23 protein-coding genes are annotated in these 24,846 nt (G+C 52.5%); 13 read left to right on the forward strand and 10 right to left on the reverse strand.

All coding sequences use genetic code 11. The annotated features are described in order from the left end of the window. Nucleotides 1-5 precede the first annotated feature (5 nt). The 3 genes from OQ371_RS03430 to OQ371_RS03440 are packed head-to-tail and all read left to right on the forward strand — an operon-like array spanning nt 6 to nt 3,224. Nucleotides 6-2,297 carry a LysM peptidoglycan-binding domain-containing protein gene (locus OQ371_RS03430; protein ID WP_265992384.1) on the forward strand — a complete coding sequence of 764 codons (2,292 nt, stop codon included), beginning with the start codon at nt 6-8 and terminating at the stop codon, nt 2,295-2,297. A gap of 16 nt (nt 2,298-2,313) precedes the next feature. Beyond that, nucleotides 2,314-2,877: a DUF3109 family protein gene (locus OQ371_RS03435; RefSeq protein ID WP_265992385.1), complete on the forward strand. Its 564-nt coding sequence runs from the start codon at nt 2,314-2,316 to the stop codon at nt 2,875-2,877. Between the two features lie 20 nt (nt 2,878-2,897). Further along, a complete protein-coding gene (locus tag OQ371_RS03440; protein ID WP_265992386.1) occupies nt 2,898-3,224 on the forward strand; it encodes an MGMT family protein in 327 nt (108 codons plus the stop codon). Nucleotides 3,225-3,231: 7 nt separating this feature from the next. Here OQ371_RS03440 and OQ371_RS03445 read toward each other — a convergent pair whose 3' ends face one another. The 4 genes from OQ371_RS03445 to OQ371_RS03460 all read right to left on the reverse strand — a co-directional run bounded on the left by OQ371_RS03445 (nt 3,232) and on the right by OQ371_RS03460 (nt 6,488). Next, entirely contained in the window at nt 3,232-3,708 is a 477-nt protein-coding gene (locus OQ371_RS03445) for a response regulator (protein ID WP_265992387.1), read from the reverse strand. Nucleotides 3,709-3,928: 220 nt separating this feature from the next. Continuing rightward, nucleotides 3,929-4,729, reverse strand: a complete 801-nt coding sequence (gene mtgA, locus OQ371_RS03450) for a monofunctional biosynthetic peptidoglycan transglycosylase (protein WP_265992388.1) — start codon at nt 4,727-4,729, stop codon at nt 3,929-3,931. 89 nt (nt 4,730-4,818) lie between these two features. Next, a complete protein-coding gene (gene hemW, locus OQ371_RS03455; protein WP_265992389.1) occupies nt 4,819-5,970 on the reverse strand; it encodes a radical SAM family heme chaperone HemW in 1,152 nt (383 codons plus the stop codon). Between the two features lie 65 nt (nt 5,971-6,035). After that, nucleotides 6,036-6,488: a GNAT family N-acetyltransferase gene (locus tag OQ371_RS03460; protein ID WP_265992390.1), complete on the reverse strand. Its 453-nt coding sequence runs from the start codon at nt 6,486-6,488 to the stop codon at nt 6,036-6,038. A 332-nt stretch (nt 6,489-6,820) separates the two neighbouring features. Between OQ371_RS03460 and OQ371_RS03465 the strand changes: the two genes are divergently transcribed. Beyond that, the gene (locus tag OQ371_RS03465) at nt 6,821-7,261 is read left to right on the forward strand and encodes a DoxX family protein (protein ID WP_265992391.1); all 441 of its coding nucleotides are present in this window, start codon (nt 6,821-6,823) and stop codon (nt 7,259-7,261) included. Between the two features lie 9 nt (nt 7,262-7,270). Here OQ371_RS03465 and OQ371_RS03470 read toward each other — a convergent pair whose 3' ends face one another. From OQ371_RS03470 to OQ371_RS03480, 3 genes are all read right to left on the reverse strand, one after another. Further along, nucleotides 7,271-8,071, reverse strand: a complete 801-nt coding sequence (locus tag OQ371_RS03470) for a PhzF family protein (protein WP_265992392.1) — start codon at nt 8,069-8,071, stop codon at nt 7,271-7,273. 15 nt (nt 8,072-8,086) lie between these two features. Then, a complete protein-coding gene (gene hxpB / locus OQ371_RS03475; RefSeq protein WP_265992393.1) occupies nt 8,087-8,773 on the reverse strand; it encodes a hexitol phosphatase HxpB in 687 nt (228 codons plus the stop codon). Between the two features lie 84 nt (nt 8,774-8,857). Further along, the gene (locus tag OQ371_RS03480; RefSeq protein ID WP_265992394.1) at nt 8,858-9,145 is read right to left on the reverse strand and encodes a YciI family protein; all 288 of its coding nucleotides are present in this window, start codon (nt 9,143-9,145) and stop codon (nt 8,858-8,860) included. A gap of 131 nt (nt 9,146-9,276) precedes the next feature. On the opposite strand from OQ371_RS03480, the gene OQ371_RS03485 reads away from it, so the two are divergent. The 3 genes from OQ371_RS03485 to OQ371_RS03495 all read left to right on the forward strand — a co-directional run bounded on the left by OQ371_RS03485 (nt 9,277) and on the right by OQ371_RS03495 (nt 13,511). Continuing rightward, the gene (locus tag OQ371_RS03485; RefSeq protein ID WP_265992395.1) at nt 9,277-11,745 is read left to right on the forward strand and encodes a prolyl oligopeptidase family serine peptidase; all 2,469 of its coding nucleotides are present in this window, start codon (nt 9,277-9,279) and stop codon (nt 11,743-11,745) included. Between the two features lie 98 nt (nt 11,746-11,843). Next, nucleotides 11,844-13,052 (forward strand): alpha/beta hydrolase family protein, encoded by a 1,209-nt coding sequence (locus OQ371_RS03490; protein WP_265992396.1) that lies wholly within the window; start codon nt 11,844-11,846, stop codon nt 13,050-13,052. A gap of 129 nt (nt 13,053-13,181) precedes the next feature. Next, nucleotides 13,182-13,511, forward strand: coding sequence for a hypothetical protein (locus OQ371_RS03495; RefSeq protein ID WP_265992397.1), 330 nt, complete (start codon nt 13,182-13,184; stop codon nt 13,509-13,511). Nucleotides 13,512-13,616: 105 nt separating this feature from the next. Here the strand turns inward: OQ371_RS03495 and OQ371_RS03500 are convergent, their stop codons facing one another. Beyond that, nucleotides 13,617-14,750: an endo-1,4-beta-xylanase gene (locus OQ371_RS03500; RefSeq protein WP_265992398.1), complete on the reverse strand. Its 1,134-nt coding sequence runs from the start codon at nt 14,748-14,750 to the stop codon at nt 13,617-13,619. 54 nt (nt 14,751-14,804) lie between these two features. Beyond that, nucleotides 14,805-15,983 (reverse strand): aldose epimerase family protein, encoded by a 1,179-nt coding sequence (locus OQ371_RS03505; protein ID WP_265992399.1) that lies wholly within the window; start codon nt 15,981-15,983, stop codon nt 14,805-14,807. A 529-nt stretch (nt 15,984-16,512) separates the two neighbouring features. Between OQ371_RS03505 and OQ371_RS03510 the strand changes: the two genes are divergently transcribed. Next, nucleotides 16,513-16,761 (forward strand): MoaD/ThiS family protein, encoded by a 249-nt coding sequence (locus OQ371_RS03510; RefSeq protein WP_265992400.1) that lies wholly within the window; start codon nt 16,513-16,515, stop codon nt 16,759-16,761. A gap of 108 nt (nt 16,762-16,869) precedes the next feature. Next, nucleotides 16,870-17,280 carry a molybdenum cofactor biosynthesis protein MoaE gene (locus OQ371_RS03515; RefSeq protein WP_265992401.1) on the forward strand — a complete coding sequence of 137 codons (411 nt, stop codon included), beginning with the start codon at nt 16,870-16,872 and terminating at the stop codon, nt 17,278-17,280. A 5-nt stretch (nt 17,281-17,285) separates the two neighbouring features. On the opposite strand, the gene OQ371_RS03520 is transcribed toward OQ371_RS03515, so the two are convergent. Beyond that, a complete protein-coding gene (locus OQ371_RS03520; RefSeq protein ID WP_265992402.1) occupies nt 17,286-18,467 on the reverse strand; it encodes an endonuclease/exonuclease/phosphatase family protein in 1,182 nt (393 codons plus the stop codon). A 243-nt stretch (nt 18,468-18,710) separates the two neighbouring features. On the opposite strand from OQ371_RS03520, the gene rimP reads away from it, so the two are divergent. The 4 genes from rimP (at nt 18,711) to OQ371_RS03540 (ending at nt 24,779) form a co-directional block, all read left to right on the forward strand. Beyond that, complete coding sequence (gene rimP / locus OQ371_RS03525) at nt 18,711-19,190, forward strand: ribosome maturation factor RimP (RefSeq protein WP_265992403.1); 480 nt, start codon at nt 18,711-18,713, stop codon at nt 19,188-19,190. 101 nt (nt 19,191-19,291) lie between these two features. Then, entirely contained in the window at nt 19,292-20,536 is a 1,245-nt protein-coding gene (gene nusA, locus OQ371_RS03530; protein WP_265994260.1) for a transcription termination factor NusA, read from the forward strand. Between the two features lie 103 nt (nt 20,537-20,639). Next, nucleotides 20,640-23,993 carry a translation initiation factor IF-2 gene (infB, locus tag OQ371_RS03535; RefSeq protein WP_265992404.1) on the forward strand — a complete coding sequence of 1,118 codons (3,354 nt, stop codon included), beginning with the start codon at nt 20,640-20,642 and terminating at the stop codon, nt 23,991-23,993. 75 nt (nt 23,994-24,068) lie between these two features. Beyond that, complete coding sequence (locus OQ371_RS03540) at nt 24,069-24,779, forward strand: metallophosphoesterase (RefSeq protein ID WP_265992405.1); 711 nt, start codon at nt 24,069-24,071, stop codon at nt 24,777-24,779. Nucleotides 24,780-24,846 lie beyond the last annotated feature (67 nt).

Below are 24,846 nucleotides of genomic sequence, written 5' to 3' on the forward strand. Positions count from 1 at the left end.
AACGTATGAAAAAAAGCCTGCTGACTTTCTCTCTGCTCCTGTTCCTGACCCCCGTTTTCGTCTTTACCGGCAACGCCCAGAATCCCGTCGATGTTCCGCCCTCGATTCGTTTCGCGGACCTGACCGTCCGGTTTGACGACGGTGCCCGGCGCATTATCCAGCGGGATATTGCGTCCCTGGTGCAGTCGAACCGCAAATACTGGGAAGCCAAGCTCGACCGGGTGGTGCTTTATTTTCCGTTGATCGAGTCTATTCTACTGCAGGAAGAGGTACCGGTGGATCTGAAGTACCTGGCCGTTCAGGAAAGTTCGTTGACGCCCGATGCGGTGTCGGCATCAACAGCAGTAGGCTACTGGCAATTTAAGAAAGAAACCGCCACCGACCACGGGCTGCGCGTAGACGACGAAGTGGACGAGCGCAAGAGCATTGTAGCCTCAACGCGCGGAGCAGCCCGGTATTTCAAGCGCAACAACGCGGTTTACAACAACTGGGTATCGTCGCTCTTTTCGTACTACCTCGGCACGACCGGCATCAGCAAACTGGTTCCGGCGGACTGGGCCTACGCCAAAGAAGTTACCCTGAATGAAAAAACCGACCGGTACATCCTTCGTTTTTTTGCCCATAAAATTGCCCTCGAAAACGTTTTACCAAACTACCGCACCACCAATGCCTTCGCGCTGGTGGAATACCCCAACGGCAGCGGCAAAAAGGTGGCGAAATTGTCGGAGGAACTGAACATTGACGAAACCGAAATCCGCAAGTACAACCGCTGGATTCTGGGCGACGACATCCCAGACGACCGGGAATACGTGCTGGCCATTCCGGCATCGGGCGATCAGGCCGCGGCTCTGCGTCGGCAGGTACAGCGAACCAAGGCCCAGCCGGTAAGTTCCACGCGCGCTGCCGCTGCCGCAGCGCCCAGGTACGATACGGGTTTCCCGATTCTGCGAAAGGTCAACTACACGAAGGGAAAACCGGACGTGGTTTTGTACGAAATCAACGGTTTGCCGGGTATTCAGGCGCTCGCGGGCGACAACGTGTCTACCCTGGCCCGCAAAGCCCGCGTCAGCGTCTCGAGTTTCATGCGGTACAACGACATGACCGATCGCACGCCCATTACGGCCAATGAAGTGTATTACCTGTCCAAAAAAATGCGGAAAGCGACGGTGCCCCATCACACCGTTCAGGCGGGTGAAACCTCCTGGAGTATTTCGCAGATGTACGGCATTCGGCTCAAAAGACTTCTGCGCTTCAACCGCATCGACCGCTCGGAGCGTTTGCAGGTGGGGCGGGTCATGTGGTTGCGCGAACGCCGTCCCGGCAATCAGCCCGTTGAAATCATCAAAACACCGAACACACCCGCGCCGGCTTCCCAGCCCATTGCATCGCAACCCGGTAGCGAACCGGACGATTCACGGCTGAGCCAGTCGGCTAGTCCCAATCGTCCGGCCAACAACATTCCCCGCAATGCGTCGGAGCGGAAACTATACACGCCCAAACTGGTGGAATCAAAGGATTCGCCGGTTTCAACCGAATCGCGGATAGCCAGCTCAGGGCCCGTCAGCACGCCCGCCAGTCGACCTGCTGAAAAACCGGTTAGCCCAACAACCAGACTAGTGGAAGAAGAAGCGGAACCGGTTAGCAACCCGAAAATGACAATGCAAAGCTCCGGTACTACCCAACGGGTCGTGATTGTTCGCCCGGAAAATTCGGGATCTTCCCCTTCCGACTGGGATGCTACGCCCATGCGGTCTACCACCCCGGCACCGGCTCCCAGCAGCCGCCCCGCCGAGCGCAAACCCGCCGAGGTTCCGGTTACGGCCAGCGCGAAACGCCCGGTTACGGAATCTTCCGAAGAGGTTTCGGCACCCGTTACCCGTTCCACACCGGCTCCTAAAACCAGTTCCCCCGCCCGGACGACCAGTGCGTCGCGGTCGATGACGCACAAAGTAGAACCGGGACAAACCTATTACAGCATCTCCCGGCTGTACGGGGTTACGATTGATGAGTTGCTGGCCTGGAATAACCTGACGCCAAACGACAAGCTGGCGGTGGGTCAATCGCTGGTGATCAAAGGCGAAGGCGACGCGGTCAAAACCCCAGCAGCCACGGGCAGCAGCGCGTCCGCGGATCCGCAGGTAAGCGAAGAAATTATTTACCATACCATACAGAAGGGTGAAACCCTGTACCGCGTCTCAAAACAGTACGGCGTTACGGTTGAACAAATTCAGAACTGGAACCAGCTATCGAGTGGCGGTGTTACCGTAGGTCAGCAGTTAAAAATTATTAAGAAATAAGCACGGCTTCAAACCGATGATACTCATTGACAACACCTGCATCAGCGATGATGTAGCCGAAAAATTTTTTGTTTGCAACCTGGATAAATGCAAGGGCGCCTGTTGCGTCGAAGGCGATCTGGGCGCTCCTCTGGAGGAATCCGAACTGGAAATTCTGGATCAGATTTATCCCCAGGTGAAGCCTTATTTGATGCCCGAAGGTGTAAAAGCCATCGAAGAGCAGGGCCTCTATGAATCCGACGGTGACGGCGGCTACGTGACAACCACCATCAACGGACGCGAGTGTGTTTTTGCCAACTACGACGAGCGCGGTATTCTGAAATGCGGCATTGAGCAAGCCTACAAGGAAGGAAAGGTAGATTTTAAAAAGCCGATTTCTTGCCACCTGTACCCGATTCGCATCACGAAGTACGACCACTTTCACGCCCTTAACTACGACCGCTGGCCCATCTGCAGCCCGGCCTGTGACTTTGGCAAAGAACTCGGCGTGGAAGTTTATAAATTTCTGAAAGAGCCCCTGATTCGGATGTACGGCCCGAAATGGTACGACGAACTGGTGCACGAAATTGAAGATAAATAACCGATCGGTCTGCAACAGACATGGAACGGCGTGACTACTTCGAGGATGTCTACGAGGTGGTGCGGCTCGTACCACCGGGCCGCGTCACCACCTACGGGGCTATTGCCCGCTACCTGGGCCTGCGGGCGGGGGCCCGGATGGTGGGCTGGGCCATGAACGCGGTTCATGGGCGGGATGTACCGGCCCACCGCGTGGTCAACCGCATCGGCGTTTTGTCGGGAAAACACTTTTTTGGCAGCCCCACGGCCATGCAGGATCTCCTGGCCGCCGAGGGCGTGCGGGTGACAGACGACCGGGTCGAGCAGTTTGATAAGCTGCTTTGGGACCCCACCACCGAATTGCAGTAAGTACTTTTTAAAGCTGCGACCAGCGGACGCTGGGCACTTCCAGGAAACAAGCCTGCATGCTGATGACGAGGTGGTTGTAATCGTCCATCAGGTTGGGCTTTTGCAGGTAACCGTTGGCACCCAGGCTATAAGCGCGCTGCACCAGATCTTCTTCGATGGAAGTTGACAGCATCACGGTCGGGATATGCTTGAGTTCCGGACTGCTTTTAATGGCTTGCAGCACTTCAATTCCGCTCATCCGGTGCATATTAACATCCAGAATGATTAAACCGCAGCAGGCAATCTTTTCTTTCGCATCCTCGCTCTCTGTCAGGCTCTTCATTAATTTTTCGCCGTCTTCAAATTGCAGGATCTTGTGTTTGGCCCCTACATTCTGAAAAGCCCGGTGAATGAAATGACGATCATCCTCGTCATCATCTACGATAATAACACAGATTTTACGCTGTAAAGAAGGGGATCTCAGTAGCCCGGCTGACTGTGGCATTTGCGTAGAGATAGGTTCAAGATACGGTACTCGTCACGAGATTGGTAATGACAGAATTTTATTCGATAACTCTGCGGGGCGCTACTTTGTGTAAGACAAAACAGAATCGACATTTTTTTCCTCAATAGCAGTAACTAACCTTTTTGTAAGAAATAAAAAGTCTTTTCGATTTTGCACACTAGTTGCATCTCGAATTAAAAATACAATTATTTCAAGCAATTCACAAATTTTCCAGATAGCGACGACCACCCAGGTAGCGCATTTGGCGACTGATCTGCCGGGTTCTTTTCTGCGTATAGGCCGACGGCTTTTTAATGGAAAACAAGCGGGGATTAGGCAGCACAGCGGCAATCCGGGCGGCCTCCGTACGGGTTAGATACTTGGCGGCATGGCCGTAATACCGGCGTGAAGCGGCTTCCACCCCGAAGGTTAGCGGACCTGTTTCGGCAACATTCAGGTAGACTTCCAGAATCCGCTCCTTGCCCCAGATGAGCTCAATTAAAAAAGTGAAGTAAACTTCCAGCCCTTTGCGCAGGTAACTGCGGCCATTCCATAAGAATACGTTTTTGGCCACTTGCTGGGAGATGGTACTGGCACCGCGCGGCCGCTTCCGCGTTTTGTTTTCTTTAATGGCATCCTGAATCTCGTCGAAATCAAAGCCCCAGTGCCGAGGAAAAGCCTGATCTTCCGACGCAACAACCGCCAGCGCGGCTTCTTTGGAAATTTCTTCGTAGGGTGTCCAGTCTTTATACAACTTACTGTCGTGGCCCTCAGCCTTTGCTTCCATTTTTCGGGAAATCATCAGGGGTGTGATCGAAACCGGCAGGTATTTCAGCAGGACAACCCAGCCAAACGAAATCAGAAGGGCCAAAAGAAGCAGTTTGATCAGCAACTGTCCCACCCGCAGCAGCCACGGACGCTGACGAATGAGAGAATCAACCCGCGGGGAACGGCCCGAACGGGAAGAAGCCGGCTGGGGGGCAGCCGTACGCAAACGATTGACCGGGCGAGGATTGCTCATTGAGCGTAAAAATAGCAAAGAGTGACGAGTTAAAAAGTAAGAATTGGGCGTTATTGTTCGACGCGCCTTCCTGCTTTACGCTTCCTTCATCACTTATCGTCCTCAACCAGAAACAGTTCGGCGGCCACGCGGTCGGCGAAGAGCTTGCCGGCTTCGGTTAATGTTAGCAAATGGTTTTCGAGGGAAAGCCACCCCTTTTCGTAGAGATTCTGAAGTTCGGTCCGCTGAAGGGCCTGAAAATCGGTCCCGGCCAGTCGGGAAAGTTCCCTCAGGTCGCAGCCCCATTTGGTCCGCAGACCCGTCAACAGATAGTCGTTTACCTGGTCGGCGGTCGACAACGGCTCAACGGTTCCCGGCACTTCGCCCTTGTCGATCGCCCGCATGTACTGCGTATTGTGGGCAATGTTGTACTGGCGGCTTACTCCGTTGAACGAATGGGCGCTGGGCCCAATGCCCAGATAAGGCCGTTGCTTCCAGTAACTGCTGTTGTGCCGGGCTTCCCAACCCGGCTTTGCGAAATTCGAAATCTCGTACTGCTCGTAACCGTTCTCCCGCAACGTTTGCACCAGCCTTGAAAACTGCTCGGCGGCAAATTCATCTTCGGCGGCCTGCAAACGGCCTTTTTTGTGCCAGTTTCCGAATACCGTGCCCGGTTCAATCGTCAGGCAATAGGCCGAAACATGCGGTACTTTCAAAGACACGGCTTTCGCCAGATCCGCCTGCCAGATAGTGTGCGTTTCGGCCGGAACTCCGTAGATCAGATCAATGGTCAGGTTGGAAAAACCGGCTTCCTGCGCCAGGTGCACGCAGGTTTCCGCTTCCGTCGCGGAATGCGCCCGGTTCATCAACCGCAGGTGGGGTTCGTGAAACGACTGAATTCCGATGCTCAACCGGTTTACGTACTTCCGGAAAAGCCGTAGCTGACGCAGCGGGTCCGACGCGGGTCCGATCAGATCATCCGGGTTCGCTTCGAGGGTGATTTCGGCGTCCGGCGCAACGGTATAATGGCGATGAATGGTATCAAAAAGGGCCTGCAACTCCGTTTCGGTCAGCAGTGAAGGTGTTCCTCCCCCCAGATAAATAGTTTCCAGATGCCGGGTTGGCAGATACGCTTTTTGCACCTCGATTTCCCGGCAAAGCGCATCCACCAAAGCCGTTTTCTGCTGCAAACTGGTACTAAAATGGAAGTCACAGTAATGGCAGGCCTGTTTACAGAAGGGAATATGGATATACAGATGCATCAGCAAAATTACAAATCCTGACGCAATCCAGTTCCCGACGGCACGAAGCGCGGTGTCGAACCGGTTTAAAGCGCTTTTTCCAGGACAAGGGTGGTGTGGCTGTTGGCACTCGTAACCGTGCCGATGATGTCGAAACCGTGCCGGATGTTCAGAATCAGCATGTCGCGCCACTGGTTGCGGGTATGCGTTCGGACGGTCCGATACCCGTTGCTTTTGCACCAGTCGTGCTGCAGCCTCATCAGTTCGCCCGCAATGCCCTGCCGCCGGTGGTCCGGACTTACGCATCCCAGCCAACTGTAAAAATGGCCCGGTTTGCGCTGATAGCCCATTTTGTAACCAACCACGGTCTGGTCGTCGAGCGCCACAAGGGTAAGCATGTGCCGGCTCTTTACGTCCTCAAACTCCTGGAGAAGTTCCTCGGGCGTCTGCCCCACAAATACACGTTGATGCAAGAAAATAATAGCCCGCAGAAGAGATTCGGGCGGGAAACCAGCGTAGATTTCATAACGGATTTGCATACCACAAATTTGGCAGAAATCCAGCTTGTTTACTGAACAGACAGGGTAAAAACGGAAAAGATTATTTTTCAGGACACTTCTTGCAGTGTTTTCCTTTCTTTTTCCACTTTTTGCAGCACTTTTTAAACACACATTCCATCTCCCCCATAAAAGGATTCGAGCCGAATGCTTTGGGTGTTTCGACTACACAGGGAGACTCAAACGATTTTTCTAGGAATTCATTCATGGCGCTTTCAGCATGTCGTATCAAAAGTATTAGTTATTTAGAATAATTACAAATATTATTAGGAAATGGTCTCATTATTTTAACGTAAGCTCTTGACAATGTAGCGATGAAGACAGCTAAGAAGCTTGACCAATTCCGTCCCTACGCTCCTTTTCTGCTCCGGCTGGCGTTCGGCTATCAGTTGCTCGATGTGGTCGGGCATACGGCGCTGCACCCTACGGAAGGCATTCCGTGGTACGCCGACTGGCTGAAAAGTCTGGGTTTTCCGCTTCCCGTTCTCAGCGCAATCCTGTCAGCCTACACCGAATTCTTCGGGGCGCTGCTGATGATCGTTGGGTTCCGGACGCGCTGGGCAGCTTTTTTTCTAATGATTAACTTTTTGTTCGCCGTTCTGATGGGGCATCTGGCGATTCAGGATACGTACAAAAATACCTTTCCCGCGCTCAACCTGCTCGCCATGAGCGTATTTCTCCTGCTGAACGGTCCGGGCAAACCGTCCTTTGATGAAGGATTCCAAGCCGACAAACCGGCAAACGGCCCCGCATGAGCCAAACCGTCAGAGTTCAAACTCGCCGGTCAGGTACAGCTTCACCTGTCCGGAAATCTCAACCCGTTCGTCGACCAGCTTACAACGCAGGTAACCGCCCCGTTTGGAAATCTGGCGGGCCGTCATGGTGGTTTTTCCCAACCGCTCAGCCCAGTACGGAATCAGGGTCGTGTGCGCGGACCCCGTCACCGGATCTTCATCAATGCCGGATTGCGGGCCAAAAAAGCGGGACACGAAATCAATCGAATCGCTTCCTGGAGCCGTCACGATGATCCCGCGTGCGGGAATGGTCGCCATTTCCCGGAAGTCGGGCTTTAACTCCAGCACCTGCTGCTCGTTTTCAAAAACAATCAGGTAGTCGGTTTTCCCTTTCAGAACCTCCACCGGTTTGATGCCACCCAGGCTGGTTTCGAGCGCTGGCGGATGAATGGCGATGTGGGTCGTATCGACGGGGAAATCCAGAATCAGCCAATCCTCTTCGCGGCACACTTTCAAAATGCCGCTGCGGGAATCAAAGGTAATGACATCGCTATTCGTCGTTTTTTCCAGATGAAAGACAACGTAAGCCGACGCCAGCGTGGCATGGCCGCAGAGGTCAACCTCCACCGTGGGCGTAAACCAACGAATGTGGTACGCGCCGTTTTCGGGGTCTATCGGCACGTAAAAAGCCGTTTCGGCCAGGTTATTTTCAGCCGCAATGGCCTGCATGGTTTCGTCGGGCAACCACTCCGTCAGAGGACAAACGGCGGCAGGATTACCGCAAAAAAGTTGATTGGTGAACGCATCCAGTTGATAAAGGCGAAAAGGCATAGTGAGTCTAGATTTTCAGCGGATTGCCGATGCAATGGACAGTTGATTTTCTAACTCCCTGAGTTGAGCCAGGGTAAATTCAGTCAGCGACGGAACCTTCAGCGTGGCCATCTCGAATTTAGGGTCGTTGAATTCGTAGTCTGCCGGTACCGAAACCGTCAGCATCCCGGCAGCGTGGGCTGACTTCAGGCCGTTACCGGAATCCTCAAACGCCACGCAAACGCGCGGCTCAACGCCCAGTTTGCTGGCCGTTCCCAGGTAAACATCCGGATGCGGCTTGTTGCGTTTTTCCAGCGTAGCCGAGTGCCAGATCGTGAAATACGACCGGATCTGCAGGCGGTCGATAACCGCTTCGATCAACTGCATGGGCGAAGCCGAGGCAATTGCCATTGGAATGCCCTGCTGCTGAAACAAATCCAGGATGGCCGGAACACCTGGCATGGGTTGCGCCTGGGTTTGAATCCGTTCGTGAACCCGGTCAATAATTTCTTGGGCTACCTCATCCAGACTGCGGTTGTGCCAGGGGTGCCTTTCGTGCCAATACCGCACAACGGCGTCGGTGGGCAAACCCGTGGTCCGTTTGCACATCTCATCGTCCATCTCCAGCCCCACGGTGCGAAAGACTTCAATTTCTATTTCCCGCCAATGCGGTTCGGAATCGACCAGAAGGCCGTCCATGTCAAAGATCGCTGCCTGAATCATTGTTTTTATGGTATTCGGTTTCCAGTTAACGGATGGGAACAAAAATGTGTTGCTACCATAAACTATAAACCGTGAACTACAACGTTAGATTTCCGCTTGCCGGAAGGGTTTAATATCGATTCGTTCCCACACCTTACCGGTAATATATACTTCAGCCTGCAGCCAGTTATTCAGGTGTTCTTCCGAATCAAAATCCAGCAGCATCATGGAGCCGATCATTTTACCGGCGTCATCGAGCAAAGCTCCACCGAGGATGAAATGACCGGCGACTTTCAGTTGGCGGGCGCCATCGAAGTGTTGACCTCGAACCGCCATCCGCCGGTTCAGTGCCTGTTTGTCGGTATAATCGTAAGCGTGAAGAACGTACTGCATAATATTGACAATACTACAAAAATGCCACCGATGCTGGCTAAATGTGGGCTTGTTTTTATCCAAAGCTAACCCTTTTCCTATTATTCTGGCTAATTTCAGGATTTAAATAGCGCACTCCCTCTTATTCATCAATGAAACAACTATTTACCGGATTGGTTTGGCTAGTGACCTTCCGGGCCGTAGCCCAGGCGCCAACTTCCAACCCCTCTCCGCTCACCGTGGAGAAAATAATGCAGGACCCCAAAAGCTGGATCGGAACCTCGCCATCCGATGTTTTCTGGTCCGAAGACTCTAAGACAATCTATTTCAACTGGAACCCCACCCGGGCCAAAGGCGATTCCCTCTACAAAATTGCGTTGGCGGGCGACCGCAAACCCGTGAAAGTCAGCCCCGCCGACCGACGCAACCTGCCCAATGCTACGGGCAGTGTTTACAACCGTAGTCGAACCCTGAAGCTGTACGAAAAAGAAGGCGACCTGTTTCTGCTCGACTGCAAACCGGCAAAAAACGGCTCACCAACCCCGCGCCAGCTCACCAATACCGTAGAGCGGGAAAGCAGTCCGGCGTTCAGCGGAGATGGCCATAAGGTTGTTTTCACCCGCGGTAACAATTTATTTACCATTACACTGGCTACCGGTGAGCTCACCCAGATCACCAATTTTGATCCCAATGCCAGAAAAACGGAGCCAAAAAACAGTGAGCAGGAAACCTGGCTGAAACAGGATCAACTGGCGCTGTTTGACGTGCTGAGGGAGCGAAAAGCCAAAAAAGACGAAGGGGAAAAAATCACCAAAAACGGGCAGTTCAAACGTCCAAAGCAGTTTTATACGGAAGGGCGGCAGATGCTCAATCAGAAGCTCAGCCCCGACGGTCGGTTCATTACCTTCTCATTGGTAAAATCGGCGCAGGGGGCTAAAACCGCCATTGTTCCCAATTACGTAACGGAATCCGGCTTCACGGAAGACCTTACCGCCCGGACAAAGGTGGGCGCTCCCGCGGCCAGTTCCGAACTTTACGTCTACGATATTCAGCAGGACACCATTCAGGCGGTTTCGACTAAAGGCATTCCGGGCATTTCCGATTTGCCGGATTACGCCAAAGCTGCTACGACGCCGAGGCCCGTGCCCGATAGCAGTCTGCGACGCGGGCCCTCGGCAATCGAAACCGTTGCGGATACGACCAAAAAAGCAAAGAAACCAACGGAACGGAGCGTCGCCATCAGTACGCCAATCTGGTCGGAAGATGGCAAACAGGCCGTTGTGATCGTTCGGGCGTCCGACAACAAAGACCGCTGGATCATGCGGCTCGACCCCGCAACCCGCCAACTAAAACTACTGGACCGTCAGCGCGATGAAGCCTGGATTGGCGGCTACGGAGCGTCAACGGCCACGACCGGTTTTCTGGCCGACAACCAGACGCTTTACTTTCTGTCGGAGGCCGACGGGTACTCGCACCTCTACACCGTCAATGTCGTTACCGGAGAGAAAAAACAGTTAACCAAAGGGAAATTCGAGGTCCAGCAGGTGCAACTGTCGAACGATAAAAATTTCTTCTACCTGACCACGAACGAAGTTCATCCCGGCGAACAGCATTTTTACCGCATGGCGGTCAACGGCGGAGAACGGCGGAGACTCACTACCCTGACCGGCGCCAACGACGTGACCCTTTCGCCCGATGAAACGAAACTGGCGATCCGGTATTCGTACAGCAACAAGCCGTGGGAACTGTTTCTGATCGCCAATGAACCCGTAGCGAACGATCGGTGGAAGGCCGCCAATGCCACGCAGCCACTTCAATTGACTCATTCGCTGACGCCCGAGTTTCAGGCGTACCCCTGGCGCGATCCGGCGCTGGTGACGATTCCCGCCCGCGACGGACAAACCATCTACGGACGACTCTACAAACCCGCCAAACCCAACGGGAAAGCCGTGCTGTTTGTACACGGGGCGGGGTACCTGCAAAACGCACATAAATGGTGGAGCCAGTATTTTCGTGAATACATGTTTCACAACCTGCTGGCCGACAAGGGGTATACGGTTCTGGACATCGACTACCGGGCCAGCGCGGGATACGGTCGCGACTGGCGGACCGGCATTTACCGGCACATGGGCGGCAAGGACCTGACCGACAACATTGATGCGGCCCAGTGGCTGGTCAAAACGCAGGGCGTCGATGCCAAACGGATCGGGCTTTACGGCGGTTCGTACGGCGGTTTCATCACCCTGATGGCGATGTTTACCACCCCCGACGTGTTTGCGGCTGGGGCGGCCCTGCGGCCCGTCACCGACTGGGCGGCTTACAACCACGGTTACACCGCCAACATCCTGAACGAACCGTATAGCGACACGCTGGCCTACCGCCGGAGCTCCCCCATTTACTTTGCCAATGGCCTGAAAGGACACCTGCTGATTTGCCACGGTATGGTTGACGTAAATGTCCACTACCAGGACGTGGTGCGCCTGACGCAGCGGCTCATTGAACTACGAAAAGAAAACTGGGAGGTTGCCACTTATCCCCTTGAAGATCACGCTTTTGTTGAGCCGACGAGCTGGATGGATGAATACAAGCGGATTCTTAAATTATTCGAAGAACGACTGTAAACGACACGAACTAAGCCCTTTTCTGCGTTGTTACTTAATCAGGCGCCCTTTACGAATATGCGCCCACTTTCTACCCCATCTATACGCAACCTATACAAATGGCACTTAATCGCAAGGAGTTCCTGCTGTCACTCCTCCTGTCCACTACGGTCTTTCTGTCCGGTTGTAAAAGCAACAACGGAAAAGATCCAGACCCCGAGCCTGATACCTATTTAGTAAGCAGTTCGGAGATTCGGTCCTTCACCCGCGATCAGTTGGTGGATCAGGTCGGACGGCAACTTCCGGCTTCGGTTCGGGCGTTGATTTCAAGTCTTTTGCGCTACGAAATCAAAGTTTATAAAATCGTTTATAACACCAAATTGCCCGATGGAACGGCCGTCAAGGCGTCGGGAGCCATCATTGTTCCCCAGGCGTCCACCGCTGTTCCGATGCTCAGCCAGCAGCACGCTACCATCCTGAGCGATGAAGATGCTCCTTCGAATTTCGGGTCCAACAGCGATGCAGCTTTTGGCGGTACGCTTCTGGCCTCTACGGGGTTTATTCTGGCCTGTCCGGATTACATTGGTTACGGGGAAACGAAAAACCTGACGCACCCCTATGAACACCGTGAGAGCCTGGCTACGGTTTCACTGGATTTGCTCCGGGCGACCAAGGAGTTTGTTAAGAAAAATTCGATCAAATGGGACGAACGGCTGTTTCTGACCGGTTATTCCGAAGGTGGTTTTGCAACGATGTCGTTGCAGAAAAAAATTGAGGAAGAGTTTCCGTCTGAATTTAATCTGGTCGCTTCCAGCATGGGTGCGGGTGCCTACCACAAATCGGCATTCATGAATTACATCATCAACCAGAAAACGCACGGTATTGCCAGCTACAACCGGTTGTATTTGTGGGTGCTGCTCACCTACAACGACGTGTACAAGCTGAACAAGCCCATGAGTTACTACCTGAAAGAGCCGTATGCCACCCAGGTAACGCAGAACGGTATCAACACTGACATCCGGGTGAGCATCAGCGACGCCTTCACGGATAGCTTCAAAAAAGCCATCAACGACGGCACGGACACCGGTTTTTTAAACGCCGTCAAAGACAATGATGTATACGACTGGAAGCCGAAAACACCGACGACGCTGTACCACGGTACGGCTGACAACCTGGTATTTTATTTTAATTCGAAAGATGCCCTCGACGCCATGAAAGCCCGGGGTGCAACCAACGTAACGCTCAATTCACTGGAAGGCCGGGATCATTATACGGGAGTAGCCGATTATTTACTCTATACATTTCTGGCATTTACCAATCTTCAATGATTCAATCGTTTAACAGACTTGTCAGTAAAAAAAACCTTCCCGATTGGGAAGGTTTTTTTGTTTTTGCTCAACATTTTCCGCACTCCGCTAGTTATTTACTGCAGACTATAAATCATACCAACGAACGTCATGAAAAAATTGTGGATAGCTGCCGCGCTGACCGTATTCGGATTAACAGCCAACGCACAAACGGTAAAAGAAGAAGCAAAAGAAAGCGCACACCACGCAGGTCAGGCCGTTGATAAGGCCGCCGACAACGTTGCTCAGGAAGCCCGCGAAACAAAGCAGGAAACCAAACAAAAAGCGAAAAAGGCGGGTAGAAAAATAGACAAAGCAGCCGATGACGCGGGCGACGAAATCCGGGAAACATCAAAAGAAACCAAACAGAAAGCCCGGGAAGCGAAGAAAAACGCTGGCAAGAAATTAGAAAAAGCCGGTGAAAAAATGCAGGATAATTAATCTGTAGTTCGGAAACGGTAATAAGCTGGATGGTTTAAAGGGGTAAAAAGGCTGATTGGTAACCAAACCGTTCAACCACTTCTCTCCTTTGAACCATCCAGTTTTTTATTTGCCCGTCATCTTCTTAATGAAAGCCGTTTCGGCCGGAATGTAGGGCTGGCCGTTTTCCCGAAAAATATCGTGGAACCAGACCGGCGGCTCAGCGGTATACTGCTTCTGCCACGAATCCCATGGGTAGTTTGTGTTGGATTTACCGGCTACAAAGCCCCAGTTGATCATACCCACTTTCTCGGCTTTAGCCATCGGCAGGCAACCCTCGAAGGTGCTGCCCGCCGGACGCGCCATATACTCCGTGCAGATCAGCGGCCGACCAAACTTCTTCAAGTCTTCAATGCGCTTTTGAAATTCGGCGGGCGGAGCGTAGTTGTGGAACGTGATGATGTCGGAGTTCTGCACCAGAAACCGGGTCATGTCATCCATTTTTTCCAGGGATGACCAGTCGCCTTTCCAGGGGGCCGCTGTAATTGGTTGGGTCGGATTGACTTCGCGGGCCCAGCCAAAACCGGCTTTTACCAGCTCAACACCCAATTGTGCTTTGTTGGGCAGTTCGGTTTTGATGCTACCGTTCCGGCCATAACTATTCGCATTGTCGTTATCCGGCTCGTTGACGATATCCCACGCCAGAATCCGATCATCCGTCCGGAACGAACTTACGATGTCTTTCACGTAACTACGCAAGCTTTCCCACTGATTTTTGTCGCTCAGGATGGCGGCACCGGGGCCCTGCACCCAGCCGGAGTTGTGGCGACCCTGCACCGGTTCCCGCTGTTTGCCCAGCTTCGGCTGCGGATCCCAGCACGAATCAAACAACACCAGCATGGGCTTGATCTTGTGATTGGCACACAGCTTCAGAAACTCATCAATCCGCTTTTTATACCCCGCAGCATCCTGCCGCCAAACCATGTCGTGCAGAAAAACCCGCATGGTGTTCATGCCCAGGCTCTCGGCGTAGCCCAGTTCTCTGTCGATGGTTTTCGGATCAAAACTCTCCGCCTGCCACATTTCCAGCTGATTGATGGCATTGGCGGGCATGTAGTTGCTCCCCACCAGCCAGGGTTGGCGGCTGTACCATTCGTTCGCTTTCTGCACCGTCCACTGCTGCGCCATCGTCTGCAACGACAACAGAGCCAGCAAAACGACGGCTGCAATCTTTACCTGAAATCCAATCCTGTTCTTCATACGGCTAGGAATCTGGTAGCCAGCGGCTGGTGAAGCCACTGGCTACCCCTGTTCTTATTTTACCGAAAACCGGTATTCGGTCGTCGTTTTATAGGTTTCGCCCGGTTTCAGCACAACACTCGGGAAGTTGGGTTGATTGGGAGAATCGGGAAAATGCTGCGTCTCCAGGCAGAAGGCGTTGCGTTTTTCGTACGGTTTGCCGGATTTGCCCGTTGCCTTCCCGTCCAGGAAGTTACCGCCGTAAAACTGCACCCCCGGCTCCGTGGTCAGCACGTCCATCGAAATACCGGTCTTGGGGGAAGTTACCGTGGCAATCAACCGCGGCTGGGCCGTTTGGCCGCCGTTCAGAACGAAGTTATGGTCAAAACCGCCCCCGTTTTTGATCTGTACGTGCTCAGCATCCTGACGTTCTCCGATGGCAACGGGTTTCCGCAAATCGAACGGTGTGCCTTCTACCGGGGCCAGTTCACCCGTTGGAATGAGCGTAGCGTCAACCGGGGTAAAACGGTCGGCGTTAATCTGAACCAGGTGATCGGCCACCGAACCGGAGCCTTCGCCGTTCAGGTTGAAATAGGCGTGGTTGGTCAGGTTTACGACGGTATTCTTGTCGGTTGTAGCCTGGTAATCAAGCTTGATACCGTTGTCGTCGGTCAACGTATAGGTTACATCGACCGTCAGCGTACCGGGGTAGCCCTCTTCGCCGTCTTTCGAAACATAGTGCAGTTTCAGGCCGTTATTGCCAACCGGCGTAGCATCCCACATCCGGGCGTTGAAGCCTTTTTTGCCCCCGTGCAGCGAATTGGGCCCGTTGTTAATCGGTAGGCTATACGTTTTACCGTCGAGCGTAAACTTTCCCTTCGCAATCCGGTTGCCATACCGCCCGACGAGCGTTCCGAAAAACGACTCGTTGGCCAGGTAATCGTCGATGCTGCTGTGGCCCAGGTTTACATCCACCAGGTTGCCGTCTTTGTCGGGCACCAGAATGCTGACAATCCGACCGCCGTAGTTGGTAATGGCGACTTTCATGCCTTTGGCGTTGGTCAAAACATACAGATCATTCTGTTTGCCCTCAATTTCTTTCTGAAAACGCGAGCGTTCGGGCAGGCCGCTGGCTGAATCGGCGGCCGCTGTGCTTGTACTATCCGACATGGTTGATGATTCTTGTTTCTTTTGGGAATTATTGCAGCCGACCAGCATGCCCAGCAGGACGGCAGAAAGGAGGAATTGTTTCATAAGGACTTTATAGGTGTTGGGTATTGCTTCACTGGTGGTTGGCCCATCGCTACCGATTACAAAGCCAACTGCCAAATATCAAACTTATTTTGTAAAAACTACAATCCTAATTCTTTCGGATTGACACCGGTGTCTTTAGCCGACATGGAAAAATCTCCAGGATCTCTCCGTAGCTGACCAATCGCCCGCTGATGTAGTCCTGCTCCTCGGGGTCAGCAAAACCTTGTTTTTCATGCAAATCCCGAATGTTGGCGTAAACGGTAATCAATACGTCCTGAAAAAATTCTTTGAATTGCGAGTCCGTCATAATATTGAAATAAAAGATTTACAGGTTCAACCAGACAGAGCGTACGGATGGTCAAATGGAGTAATCTAACGGCATAATGACGCTTCGCGGCTTTCAATCGTCTAAATAAATCAACCTTTTTAATCATTTACTCATCCGTTGGTTGAACCATCCAGCCGATTCAACCATTAAAACCGTCATCAACCCTCTCTTTTCAACCATTCCTTTTGTATCTTTGATGATATGAGCAACCGAGTTTCTGTTCTGCTTTTTGGTATTACGCGTGAGATTGTCGGCTCGTCGGCTCTTACGCTCGACCTACCCCAAACTGGTCAGGTGGGCGATTTACTGCTGAATCTGAAAGAGCGTTACCCTGCCTTGAACGGCCTTCGTTCGCTGCTGGTGGCCGTCAACGGCGAGTACGCCGAAACGGACCAGCGGCTGCGTCCCAACGACGAAATCGCCCTCATCCCGCCCGTCAGCGGAGGATAACATGCCTGAAGCAGGAAGCGTTACGAGTGAAGAATTTTATTGTGGCTTACTCCAGCAGGTGACCCTTTCCTAACTCTCAACTCCTGACTCCAAACTCTTAATTCCTTTATGGTTTCAATTACAACTGATCCGATTGATATGAATGCGGCTTATCAGTACGTGTCTACGGATGCGGCTGGAGCCATCACGTTTTTCTTTGGCACGGTTCGCGACAACACCAAAGAGCGCCCCGTTGAACGGCTGGAATACGAAGCCTACGACCGGATGGCGCTGGCGAAAATGCAGGAGATTGCCGACGAAGCCTGCGGGCGGTGGGATGTTCGGAAGTACGCGATTATTCACCGGAAGGGCAACCTGACCATTGGTGAAATTGCCGTCCTGATTGCCGTAGCGACCCCGCACCGGGCCGATGCGTTTGATGCCTGCCGCTACATCATCGACACGCTCAAACAGCAGGTTCCGATCTGGAAAAAAGAAATTTTTGAAGATGGCCAGGTCTGGGTGGATGCCCATCCCTGATAACGCTAAAAATCAAATTCGACGTGGGTTCTCGGGCGACGATCCCGACTGATTTCGCGCGGCTTGATGGCATACTGCGCCATAATCGGGTAATGGTCAGAATATTTGACCTCGCGGTAGGTCACGTAATTGAGCGGTTCCAGGAAGCGGGCGTTGTAAAACTGATTGTCGATGCGTAAGAACCCTGGAGCCTTGTTGTAACTGAAACCAAATCCGCGGCCCGCGTCTTCGAAGGCGTTTCGCAGAATCCGGCGTAATTTTCCGTAACTGAAGCTGTACGGGGTATCGTTGAAGTCACCACAAATAATGACAGGGTGCGGACTGTTGCGGTAGTATTCCTCGACCCGGTCGATCTGATTACGGCGCAGCGTCAGCCCCTGCCGAAGCTGGCGTAGCACGCCCTGCGTCTTTCGTTTCACCCGGTTGGTTTCCCGCTCTTCCAGCATACCGCCCACCCGGATTCCCATCGACTGCAAATGCAGGCTAATGACCCGGATGGTATCCGCTTTCACCTTTACATCCGCCCAGACCAGGCCGTTGAAATTATCAAAAACCTCTTCGCCCCGTTTCACGATTGGGTGACGTGAAAACAGCGCTACCCCGATGAAATTTCCGTCTTCACCTTCCATGCCCTCGCGGGTGGGTGGGTGCAGGACGGCGTAATAAGGATACCCGGCGCTTTCCAGCCGCCGGATGGTTTTGAAGACCACCGAACGATCGTTGTTATAAAATTCCTGGAAGCATTTCACATCCGACGGTTCTTTCAGCACCCAGTCGATCATGGCGTTGGCATCGTCGGGGCGCTGCGTATCTACCACATCGTATTTGTTGAAGCCCATAACGTTGTAGCTCATTACCTGAAAGGTCGTCCGTTTTTCGGGGTTCGTATCGGGTTGGCTATAGGTAAATGTACGTCGCCAGAACGGCATTCCGATCAGCATGGTTACGACCGGAAGCACCGCCCGCCAGGGTCTTACCAGGAGCCAGAACAAGATAAAAAACACATTGAAGGCCCAGGCTATTGGTAACGAAATCATGAAAATGCCGCCCACCCAATGTCCGATCGGGACTTCGTAGAGAAGGTAATAAACCAGAAGTGTATATAGAAACAACAACAAGTTTAACGACCAGAACAACGACGAAAAAAATGACGATACCAGTACGCCAAGCCTAAGCGAAAATTTCATACGACAAGTAAGATGGGTGCGGGTCAGGCAAACCGACTTTATTTCAGTAACGAAAGGCGAAGGGCGAAAGGGTACAAAGTTACGAACGTTTGTTTGGAAAATAGTCCATTTAATCAGCCGGAAAAATTGTTAGAGGCCGATTATCAAATTGATTGGGAAACAATTTATAAAATGTTTATCTTTGCAAGACTTATCAGCATTTATGCATGGCAGGGAGTTTTTGACTCCCTTTTTTGTTAATTTATGGATGTAAAGGCGAAAGTTAACGAACTGTTACAGCCGTATCTGAACGAAGATCAGTATTTTGTCGTTGATATTCAGGTATCCCCTTCCCGTACTCGTGCTAAAATAACCGTTCTGCTGGACAGCGATACCGGGATTACGATTGACGAATGCGCAAGGATCAGCCGGAAGTTGGGTGCCCAACTGGAAGAGCTGGAAGTTTTTGACGGACAGCCTTTTACGCTGGAATTATCATCGCCCGGAGTCGACGAACCACTGGTTTTCAGACGTCAATACCTGAAGAATGTAGGTCGTGAAATCGAAGTATTACTGAACGACGGGCAGACGCGCAAAGGAAAGTTGGAAAGCGTTGGCGAATCATCGATTGTTATTACCGAAAAGCCGCTGAAAAAACCGAAGAAAAACGATCCGCCGATTGAACCTACGGAAATACCATTTGCTGAAATCAAAAAGAGCACAATACAAATATCATTTAAATAAGCGTGTCGGTTTCAATGTAGCATTTTCAGTTAGTAGTTTCTGTTTGTTCTGACTGGAAGCCCGCTACTGAAAACTATACCTAAAAACCGGAAATTGCTATGATGGATAGCGGAATACTCATTGAGTCGTTTGCAGAATTTGCACGGTCGAAAAACATTGACCGCCCGACCATGATCAAAATTCTGGAAGACGTATTCCGGACGATGATTCGCAAAAAATACGGCACGGATGAGAACTTTGATGTGATCATCAACGCCGAAAGTGGTGACCTCGAAATGTGGCGCACCCGCGAGATTGTCGACGACGATTCGGAAGACATCTGGGATTATGACAAAATCCCGCTGGCCGAAGCCCGCAAAATTCAGTCCGACTTTGAAGTCGGTGAAGAAGTAGCCGAAGAAGTTAAATTAGAAGATTTTGGTCGGCGGGTGGTGCAAACGGCCCGTCAAACGCTGATTCAGAAGATTAAGGATCTGGAAAAAGAGATCCTGTACGATAAATACAAAAACCAGGTAGGCGATTTGGTGAATGCGGAAGTCTACCAATTGCTTAAAAATGAAGTAATTTTGCTCGACAGCGAAGGCAATGAAATCAGCCTTCCAAAAGGCGAGCAGATTCCGAAAGACCGGTATCGGAAAGGCGAAACCACCAAAGCCGTTGTTCACCGCGTTGAAATGATCAACGGTACGCCCAAGATCATTTTGTCGCGCACGTCGCCGGTATTTCTGGAGCGCCTGTTCGAAAACGAAATTCCGGAGATTTACGACGGTTTGATTTCCATTCGCCGGATCGTTCGGGAACCGGGCGAGCGGGCGAAAGTAGCCGTTGAATCGTACGACGACCGGATTGATCCGGTTGGTGCCTGCGTTGGGATGAAAGGGTCACGGATTCACAGCATCGTCCGCGAGCTGGGCAACGAAAACATCGACGTTATCAATTACACCGATAACTTCGAACTGTTGATCAGCCGGGCGTTGAGTCCGGCTAAAATCAGCTCCATGCAAATTGACCGCGACGCCAAACGTGTATCGGTTTTTCTGAAGCCCGATCAGGTATCGCTGGCCATCGGAAAAGGCGGGCAGAACATCAAACTGGCCGGACGGCTAGTAGGTATGGAGATTGATGTGTTCCGTGATGTCGAAGGACAGGAAGATGATGAAGACGTTGATTTGTCAGAATTCAGCGACGAAATCGACACCTGGATGATCGACGAACTGCGTCGGGTGGGTCTGGACACGGCCAAAAGTGTACTGGCCCGTTCGAGAGAAGAACTCGTCCGGATGACTGATCTGGAAGAGGATACTATTGAAGAAATTCTGGGGATTTTACGCCAGGAATTTGAATAAAATGATGTCGATGAAGGGTGAACGGTGAATTAACTTTATCCATTCATCGTTTATCATGTATAGGCCATCATTTAAATGCTATTTTTCATTCTAAACCATTTGTATGGCAGAAGATAAATCCATGCGCCTTAGCCAAGTGGCAAAAATACTCGGAGTAGGTTCGTCTACTGTGGTGAGTCGTCTTTCTGCCAAAGGGATTAAGGTTGATAGTAACCCTAACGGCAAGATTTCCAACGAACAGGTGGAAATCTTGGCAAAAGAATTCGGTAATACAGAACTATTGAATGGTGGAGCGACTCGTAAGCCCGCTCCAGAACCCATCGTACCCGAACCAAAACGTCGGGACGACGATGATATGCCACAATATTTCCGCAGTGAGCCCGCTCGGCCTTCTCAGCCGACCCCACCGCCACCGGCGCCCACTCCGGTTGTTCCAAAACCCGCGCCCGTTCAGGAAGCGCCGGTCGTGCCAACACCACAACCCGTTGCTCCGCAACCCGCGCCCGTTGTTGCAGAAAAACCCGTAATGCCCGAGCCAAAACCTGAACCGAAGCCGGAGATTCCATCACCGGCGCCCGCTCCGGTTGAAGCTCGTCAGCAGCCCGCACCGGTTGAACCACGCGAAACCCCGGCTCCAAAGCCGGAACCGGTAGCGCCCGTGGTTGAGAAGAAACCAGAACCGGCTCCGCAACCCGCGCCTGTAACACCGGTAGCGCCACCGCGCCCGGTTGAAGCACCGCAGGCAGCCACCCCGACCCCGGCTCCTCAACCGGAACCCAAGGAAACAACCGCCCCCGACCTGTCCAGCCCTCGTTTGCCTGGGTTGACGGTGTTGGGCAAAATTGATCTGGAACGTAAACCCGCCCCGCGGCCCAACGATTCGAACCAGCGGCACCAGCACTCCAACCGGGGTGATGGAAATCGGCATAATGGTCCCCGACCAGACGGCCCACGGCAGGAAGGTTCACGCCCGGATAATCGACAAGGACAATACCCGAATCGGAACGACGGTTCCCGTGACCGGCGACCCGATCGGCCGACCGGACAGGATAACCGTCCGGATCGCGACCGGAACCGGCCGCAAGACAACCGGCCGCAGCCGCCCCAACCGCCCCGTCCGGTTGAACCGCGCCCAACTCCTGCACCCCAACCGCGTGCAGAACAGCCGGAAGCAGAACCGAATGTTCCGATTGAAACAATCCGTGGCCGAGGAGAACAGCTCCGTGGGCTTACCGTTTTGGGTACTATCGAACTACCGTCTGAGCGCTCTAAAAAGCAAACCGGTCCGGTGGCATCAACCGACGACCGCGATAAAAAGCGGAAACGCAAGCGGTTACGCCGTGACCCCGTCGGTGGGGCTGCGCCCGCCAGCGGAGGAGCCCAGCCGCAACAAGGTCAGGGTGCCCCGCGCAACCGGGATGCAAATCGCAACCAGCCTGGCCAAGCTCCGGGACAAGGACAAGGACAAGCCGCGAAGCCAGCTAACACCGGTGGAGCTCAGAATAAAAACAAAGCCGGTGGCCGCAATACCCGCGACCGTCGGGAAGAGCCGACCGAACGCGAAGTAAAAGATTCAATCCGCGCTACGCAGGCCCGGATGACCGGTAATAAGCCGAACCGCGGAGCCGACCGTCGTCGGGATCGCCGTCTGGAACGGGCTGAACGCGAACGCGAACGGCTTGACCAGGAAAGCGAAGAAGCAAAAATCCTGCGGGTAACCGAATTCGTGTCGGCGAACGATCTGGCTTCGTTGATGAATGTCTCGGTCAACGACGTTATCGCTACCTGTATGAGCCTGGGTATGTTTGTATCGATCAACCAACGACTCGATGCGGAAGCGATTACGGTAATTGCCGACGAATTCGAATACGAAGTGCAATTTGTATCGGCGGAAGAAGAGATTGAATCCGGGCTGGTAGAAGAACCAGATGACGAGGCTGATCTGGAACCGCGCGCTCCGATTGTAACCATCATGGGTCACGTTGACCACGGTAAAACGTCTTTGCTTGACTACATTCGCCGGACGCGCGTTGCGGCCGGAGAAGCCGGTGGAATTACGCAGCACATTGGTGCTTACAGCGTAAAAACTGAAGACGATCGGATGATTACCTTCCTCGATACGCCGGGTCACGAAGCGTTTACGGCCATGCGGGCACGGGGAGCCAAGGTTACCGACGTGGTTATTATCGTGATTGCTGCCGACGATAGTGTCATGCCGCAAACCCGTGAAGCCATCAACCACGCACAGGTAGCTGGTGTTCCGATTGTCTTCGCTTTCAGTAAGGTTGACAAACCGGGAGCAAATACCGATAAAATTCGGGAAGAACTCTCGCAAATGAATATGCTCGTGGAAGAATGGGGTGGTAAATACCAAACCCAGGAAATTTCCTCGAAATCAGGTCTGGGTATTTCGGAATTGCTGGAGAAAGTCCTGCTCGAAGCCGAACTGCTCGAACTGAAAGCAAATCCGAACAAACGCGCGACGGGTACCGTTATTGAAGCCGAGCTCGACAAAGGCCGGGGGTATGTTACAACCATGCTCGTTCAGAATGGTACGCTTCGTCAGGGTGACATCATCCTGGTTGGCGCCCACTTCGGTCGGATCCGCGCCATGACAGGTGATACAGGGCAACGCCTGAAAGAAGCCGGTCCTTCAACGCCGGTTCAGATTCTGGGTCTGCCCGGAGCACCGCAGGCAGGTGATAAGTTTAACGTAATGGAAACGGAGCGTGAAGCCCGCGAAATTGCCAACAAACGGGAGCAATTGCTGCGTGAGCAAAACCTGCGGACTCGTAAGCACATTACACTTGAGGAAATCGGTCGCCGGAAAGCTATCGGTAACTTCAAAGAACTGAACGTTATCGTGAAAGGTGACGTGGACGGTTCGGTGGAAGCACTCTCCGATTCGTTGCTGCAGTTGTCGACCGAAGAGGTACAGGTGAACATTATCCACAAGGCCGTTGGTCAGATTTCCGAGTCGGATATTCTGCTGGCGTCGGCGTCGGATGCAATCATCGTCGGCTTCCAGGTTCGGCCATCCGTTGGCGCGCGCCGTCTGGCCGAGCAGGAGCAGATCGAAATTCGTCTGTACTCCATCATCTACGACGCGATCAACGAAGTCCGCGATGCCATGGAAGGTCTGCTGGCCCCCACAACCGAAGAAGTTATCGTTGGAAACATCGAGGTTCGGGATGTGTTCAAGATCAGCCGCGTGGGAACCGTCGCTGGTTGTATGGTCACAGAAGGTATCATCCGCCGGAACAACAAAGTCCGGGTGGTTCGCGACTTTATCGTGGTGCATACCGGCGAGATCAGCGCCCTGAAACGATTCAAGGATGACGTTAACGAAGTTCGGAACGGGTACGAATGTGGTTTGAGCATCAAGAATTTCAACGACATCCAGGTGGGCGATACCATCGAAAGCTTCGAGTTGAAAGAAGTGAAACGGACGTTATAAGTCGTTATCGATTATTAGATCAAAAAGCCTTTGCCGCCCCGTGCGGTAAAGGCTTTTTTGATATATTGGTAATGTATGAAAATCATTACTATTTCGGATCTCCACGGACTTTCCAGCTGGCTCCGTATCACCATAGATCAGTACGACAAAGTGATTTTTCTGGGAGATTACACGGACAGTTACGAACTGAGCGATGAAGCTATTTTGGAAAATTTACGGCAAATCGTTGCCTTAAAGAAACAGCATCCTGAAAAAATAATTCTGCTGATTGGCAATCATGATGCCCAGTACATCCATTTTCCGCATTACCGATGTTCCGGTTTCCGCCCGTCGATGCAACCGGCCTTGAGTGATTTGTTTCATGCGCATCAATCGCTGTTTCAGATTGCCCACCAGGAAGCATCGTACCTGTTTACGCACGCGGGGGTGTCAAACCGCTGGATAACGCAGTTACCCAAAGCCAATTTGCGTTCAAAATTAAACCTTGATCCTCTGGACCACAATCAATTGGCGGCTTTACTGAATCGAATGCACCAGGATCGGATGCTGCGTACGGTTCTGTTTGACGTGAGTTACTTCCGGGGCGGTTCCGACGAAGCCGGGGGACCGGTATGGGCCGACAAACGGGAAACGGCCACGGATTACCTGACGGGTCTGCATCAGGTGGTCGGTCACACTCCCGTGCCGGAATTTGTGACCATTGGCGACGAAAACAGTTCTATAACGTATACGGATGTGTTGCAAACCCAGGAAACGTTCTATACGCTTGAAGTAGAAGGGGCATAAAATAGCTTTTGTCTATTTATTCGCTGAAATCCGGCTTATCTGCATGGTTCGTATGCTATTCTTGCTA

It is taken from the genome of Larkinella insperata (assembly GCF_026248825.1).
Taxonomy (GTDB): Bacteria; Bacteroidota; Bacteroidia; order Cytophagales; family Spirosomataceae; genus Larkinella; species Larkinella insperata.

Bases quoted from the DNA above. Each gene is read 5' to 3' on its own strand.
- OQ371_RS03490 (WP_265992396.1), top strand. From the start codon at position 11,844: ATGGCACTTAATCGCAAGGAGTTCCTGCTGTCACTCCTCCTGTCCACT.
- OQ371_RS03505 (WP_265992399.1), bottom strand. From the start codon at position 15,983: ATGAAACAATTCCTCCTTTCTGCCGTCCTGCTGGGCATGCTGGTCGGC.
- OQ371_RS03485 (WP_265992395.1), top strand. From the start codon at position 9,277: ATGAAACAACTATTTACCGGATTGGTTTGGCTAGTGACCTTCCGGGCC.
- OQ371_RS03460 (WP_265992390.1), bottom strand. From the start codon at position 6,488: ATGCAAATCCGTTATGAAATCTACGCTGGTTTCCCGCCCGAATCTCTT.
- OQ371_RS03470 (WP_265992392.1), bottom strand. From the start codon at position 8,071: ATGCCTTTTCGCCTTTATCAACTGGATGCGTTCACCAATCAACTTTTT.
- infB (WP_265992404.1), top strand. From the start codon at position 20,640: ATGGCAGAAGATAAATCCATGCGCCTTAGCCAAGTGGCAAAAATACTC.
- OQ371_RS03510 (WP_265992400.1), top strand. From the start codon at position 16,513: ATGAGCAACCGAGTTTCTGTTCTGCTTTTTGGTATTACGCGTGAGATT.
- OQ371_RS03430 (WP_265992384.1), top strand. From the start codon at position 6: ATGAAAAAAAGCCTGCTGACTTTCTCTCTGCTCCTGTTCCTGACCCCC.
- OQ371_RS03435 (WP_265992385.1), top strand. From the start codon at position 2,314: ATGATACTCATTGACAACACCTGCATCAGCGATGATGTAGCCGAAAAA.
- OQ371_RS03465 (WP_265992391.1), top strand. From the start codon at position 6,821: ATGAAGACAGCTAAGAAGCTTGACCAATTCCGTCCCTACGCTCCTTTT.
- nusA (WP_265994260.1), top strand. From the start codon at position 19,292: ATGGATAGCGGAATACTCATTGAGTCGTTTGCAGAATTTGCACGGTCG.
- OQ371_RS03500 (WP_265992398.1), bottom strand. From the start codon at position 14,750: ATGAAGAACAGGATTGGATTTCAGGTAAAGATTGCAGCCGTCGTTTTG.
- hxpB (WP_265992393.1), bottom strand. From the start codon at position 8,773: ATGATTCAGGCAGCGATCTTTGACATGGACGGCCTTCTGGTCGATTCC.
- rimP (WP_265992403.1), top strand. From the start codon at position 18,711: ATGGATGTAAAGGCGAAAGTTAACGAACTGTTACAGCCGTATCTGAAC.
- OQ371_RS03515 (WP_265992401.1), top strand. From the start codon at position 16,870: ATGGTTTCAATTACAACTGATCCGATTGATATGAATGCGGCTTATCAG.
- hemW (WP_265992389.1), bottom strand. From the start codon at position 5,970: ATGCATCTGTATATCCATATTCCCTTCTGTAAACAGGCCTGCCATTAC.
- OQ371_RS03495 (WP_265992397.1), top strand. From the start codon at position 13,182: ATGAAAAAATTGTGGATAGCTGCCGCGCTGACCGTATTCGGATTAACA.
- OQ371_RS03445 (WP_265992387.1), bottom strand. From the start codon at position 3,708: ATGCCACAGTCAGCCGGGCTACTGAGATCCCCTTCTTTACAGCGTAAA.
- OQ371_RS03520 (WP_265992402.1), bottom strand. From the start codon at position 18,467: ATGAAATTTTCGCTTAGGCTTGGCGTACTGGTATCGTCATTTTTTTCG.
- OQ371_RS03480 (WP_265992394.1), bottom strand. From the start codon at position 9,145: ATGCAGTACGTTCTTCACGCTTACGATTATACCGACAAACAGGCACTG.
- OQ371_RS03540 (WP_265992405.1), top strand. From the start codon at position 24,069: ATGAAAATCATTACTATTTCGGATCTCCACGGACTTTCCAGCTGGCTC.
- OQ371_RS03440 (WP_265992386.1), top strand. From the start codon at position 2,898: ATGGAACGGCGTGACTACTTCGAGGATGTCTACGAGGTGGTGCGGCTC.
- mtgA (WP_265992388.1), bottom strand. From the start codon at position 4,729: ATGAGCAATCCTCGCCCGGTCAATCGTTTGCGTACGGCTGCCCCCCAG.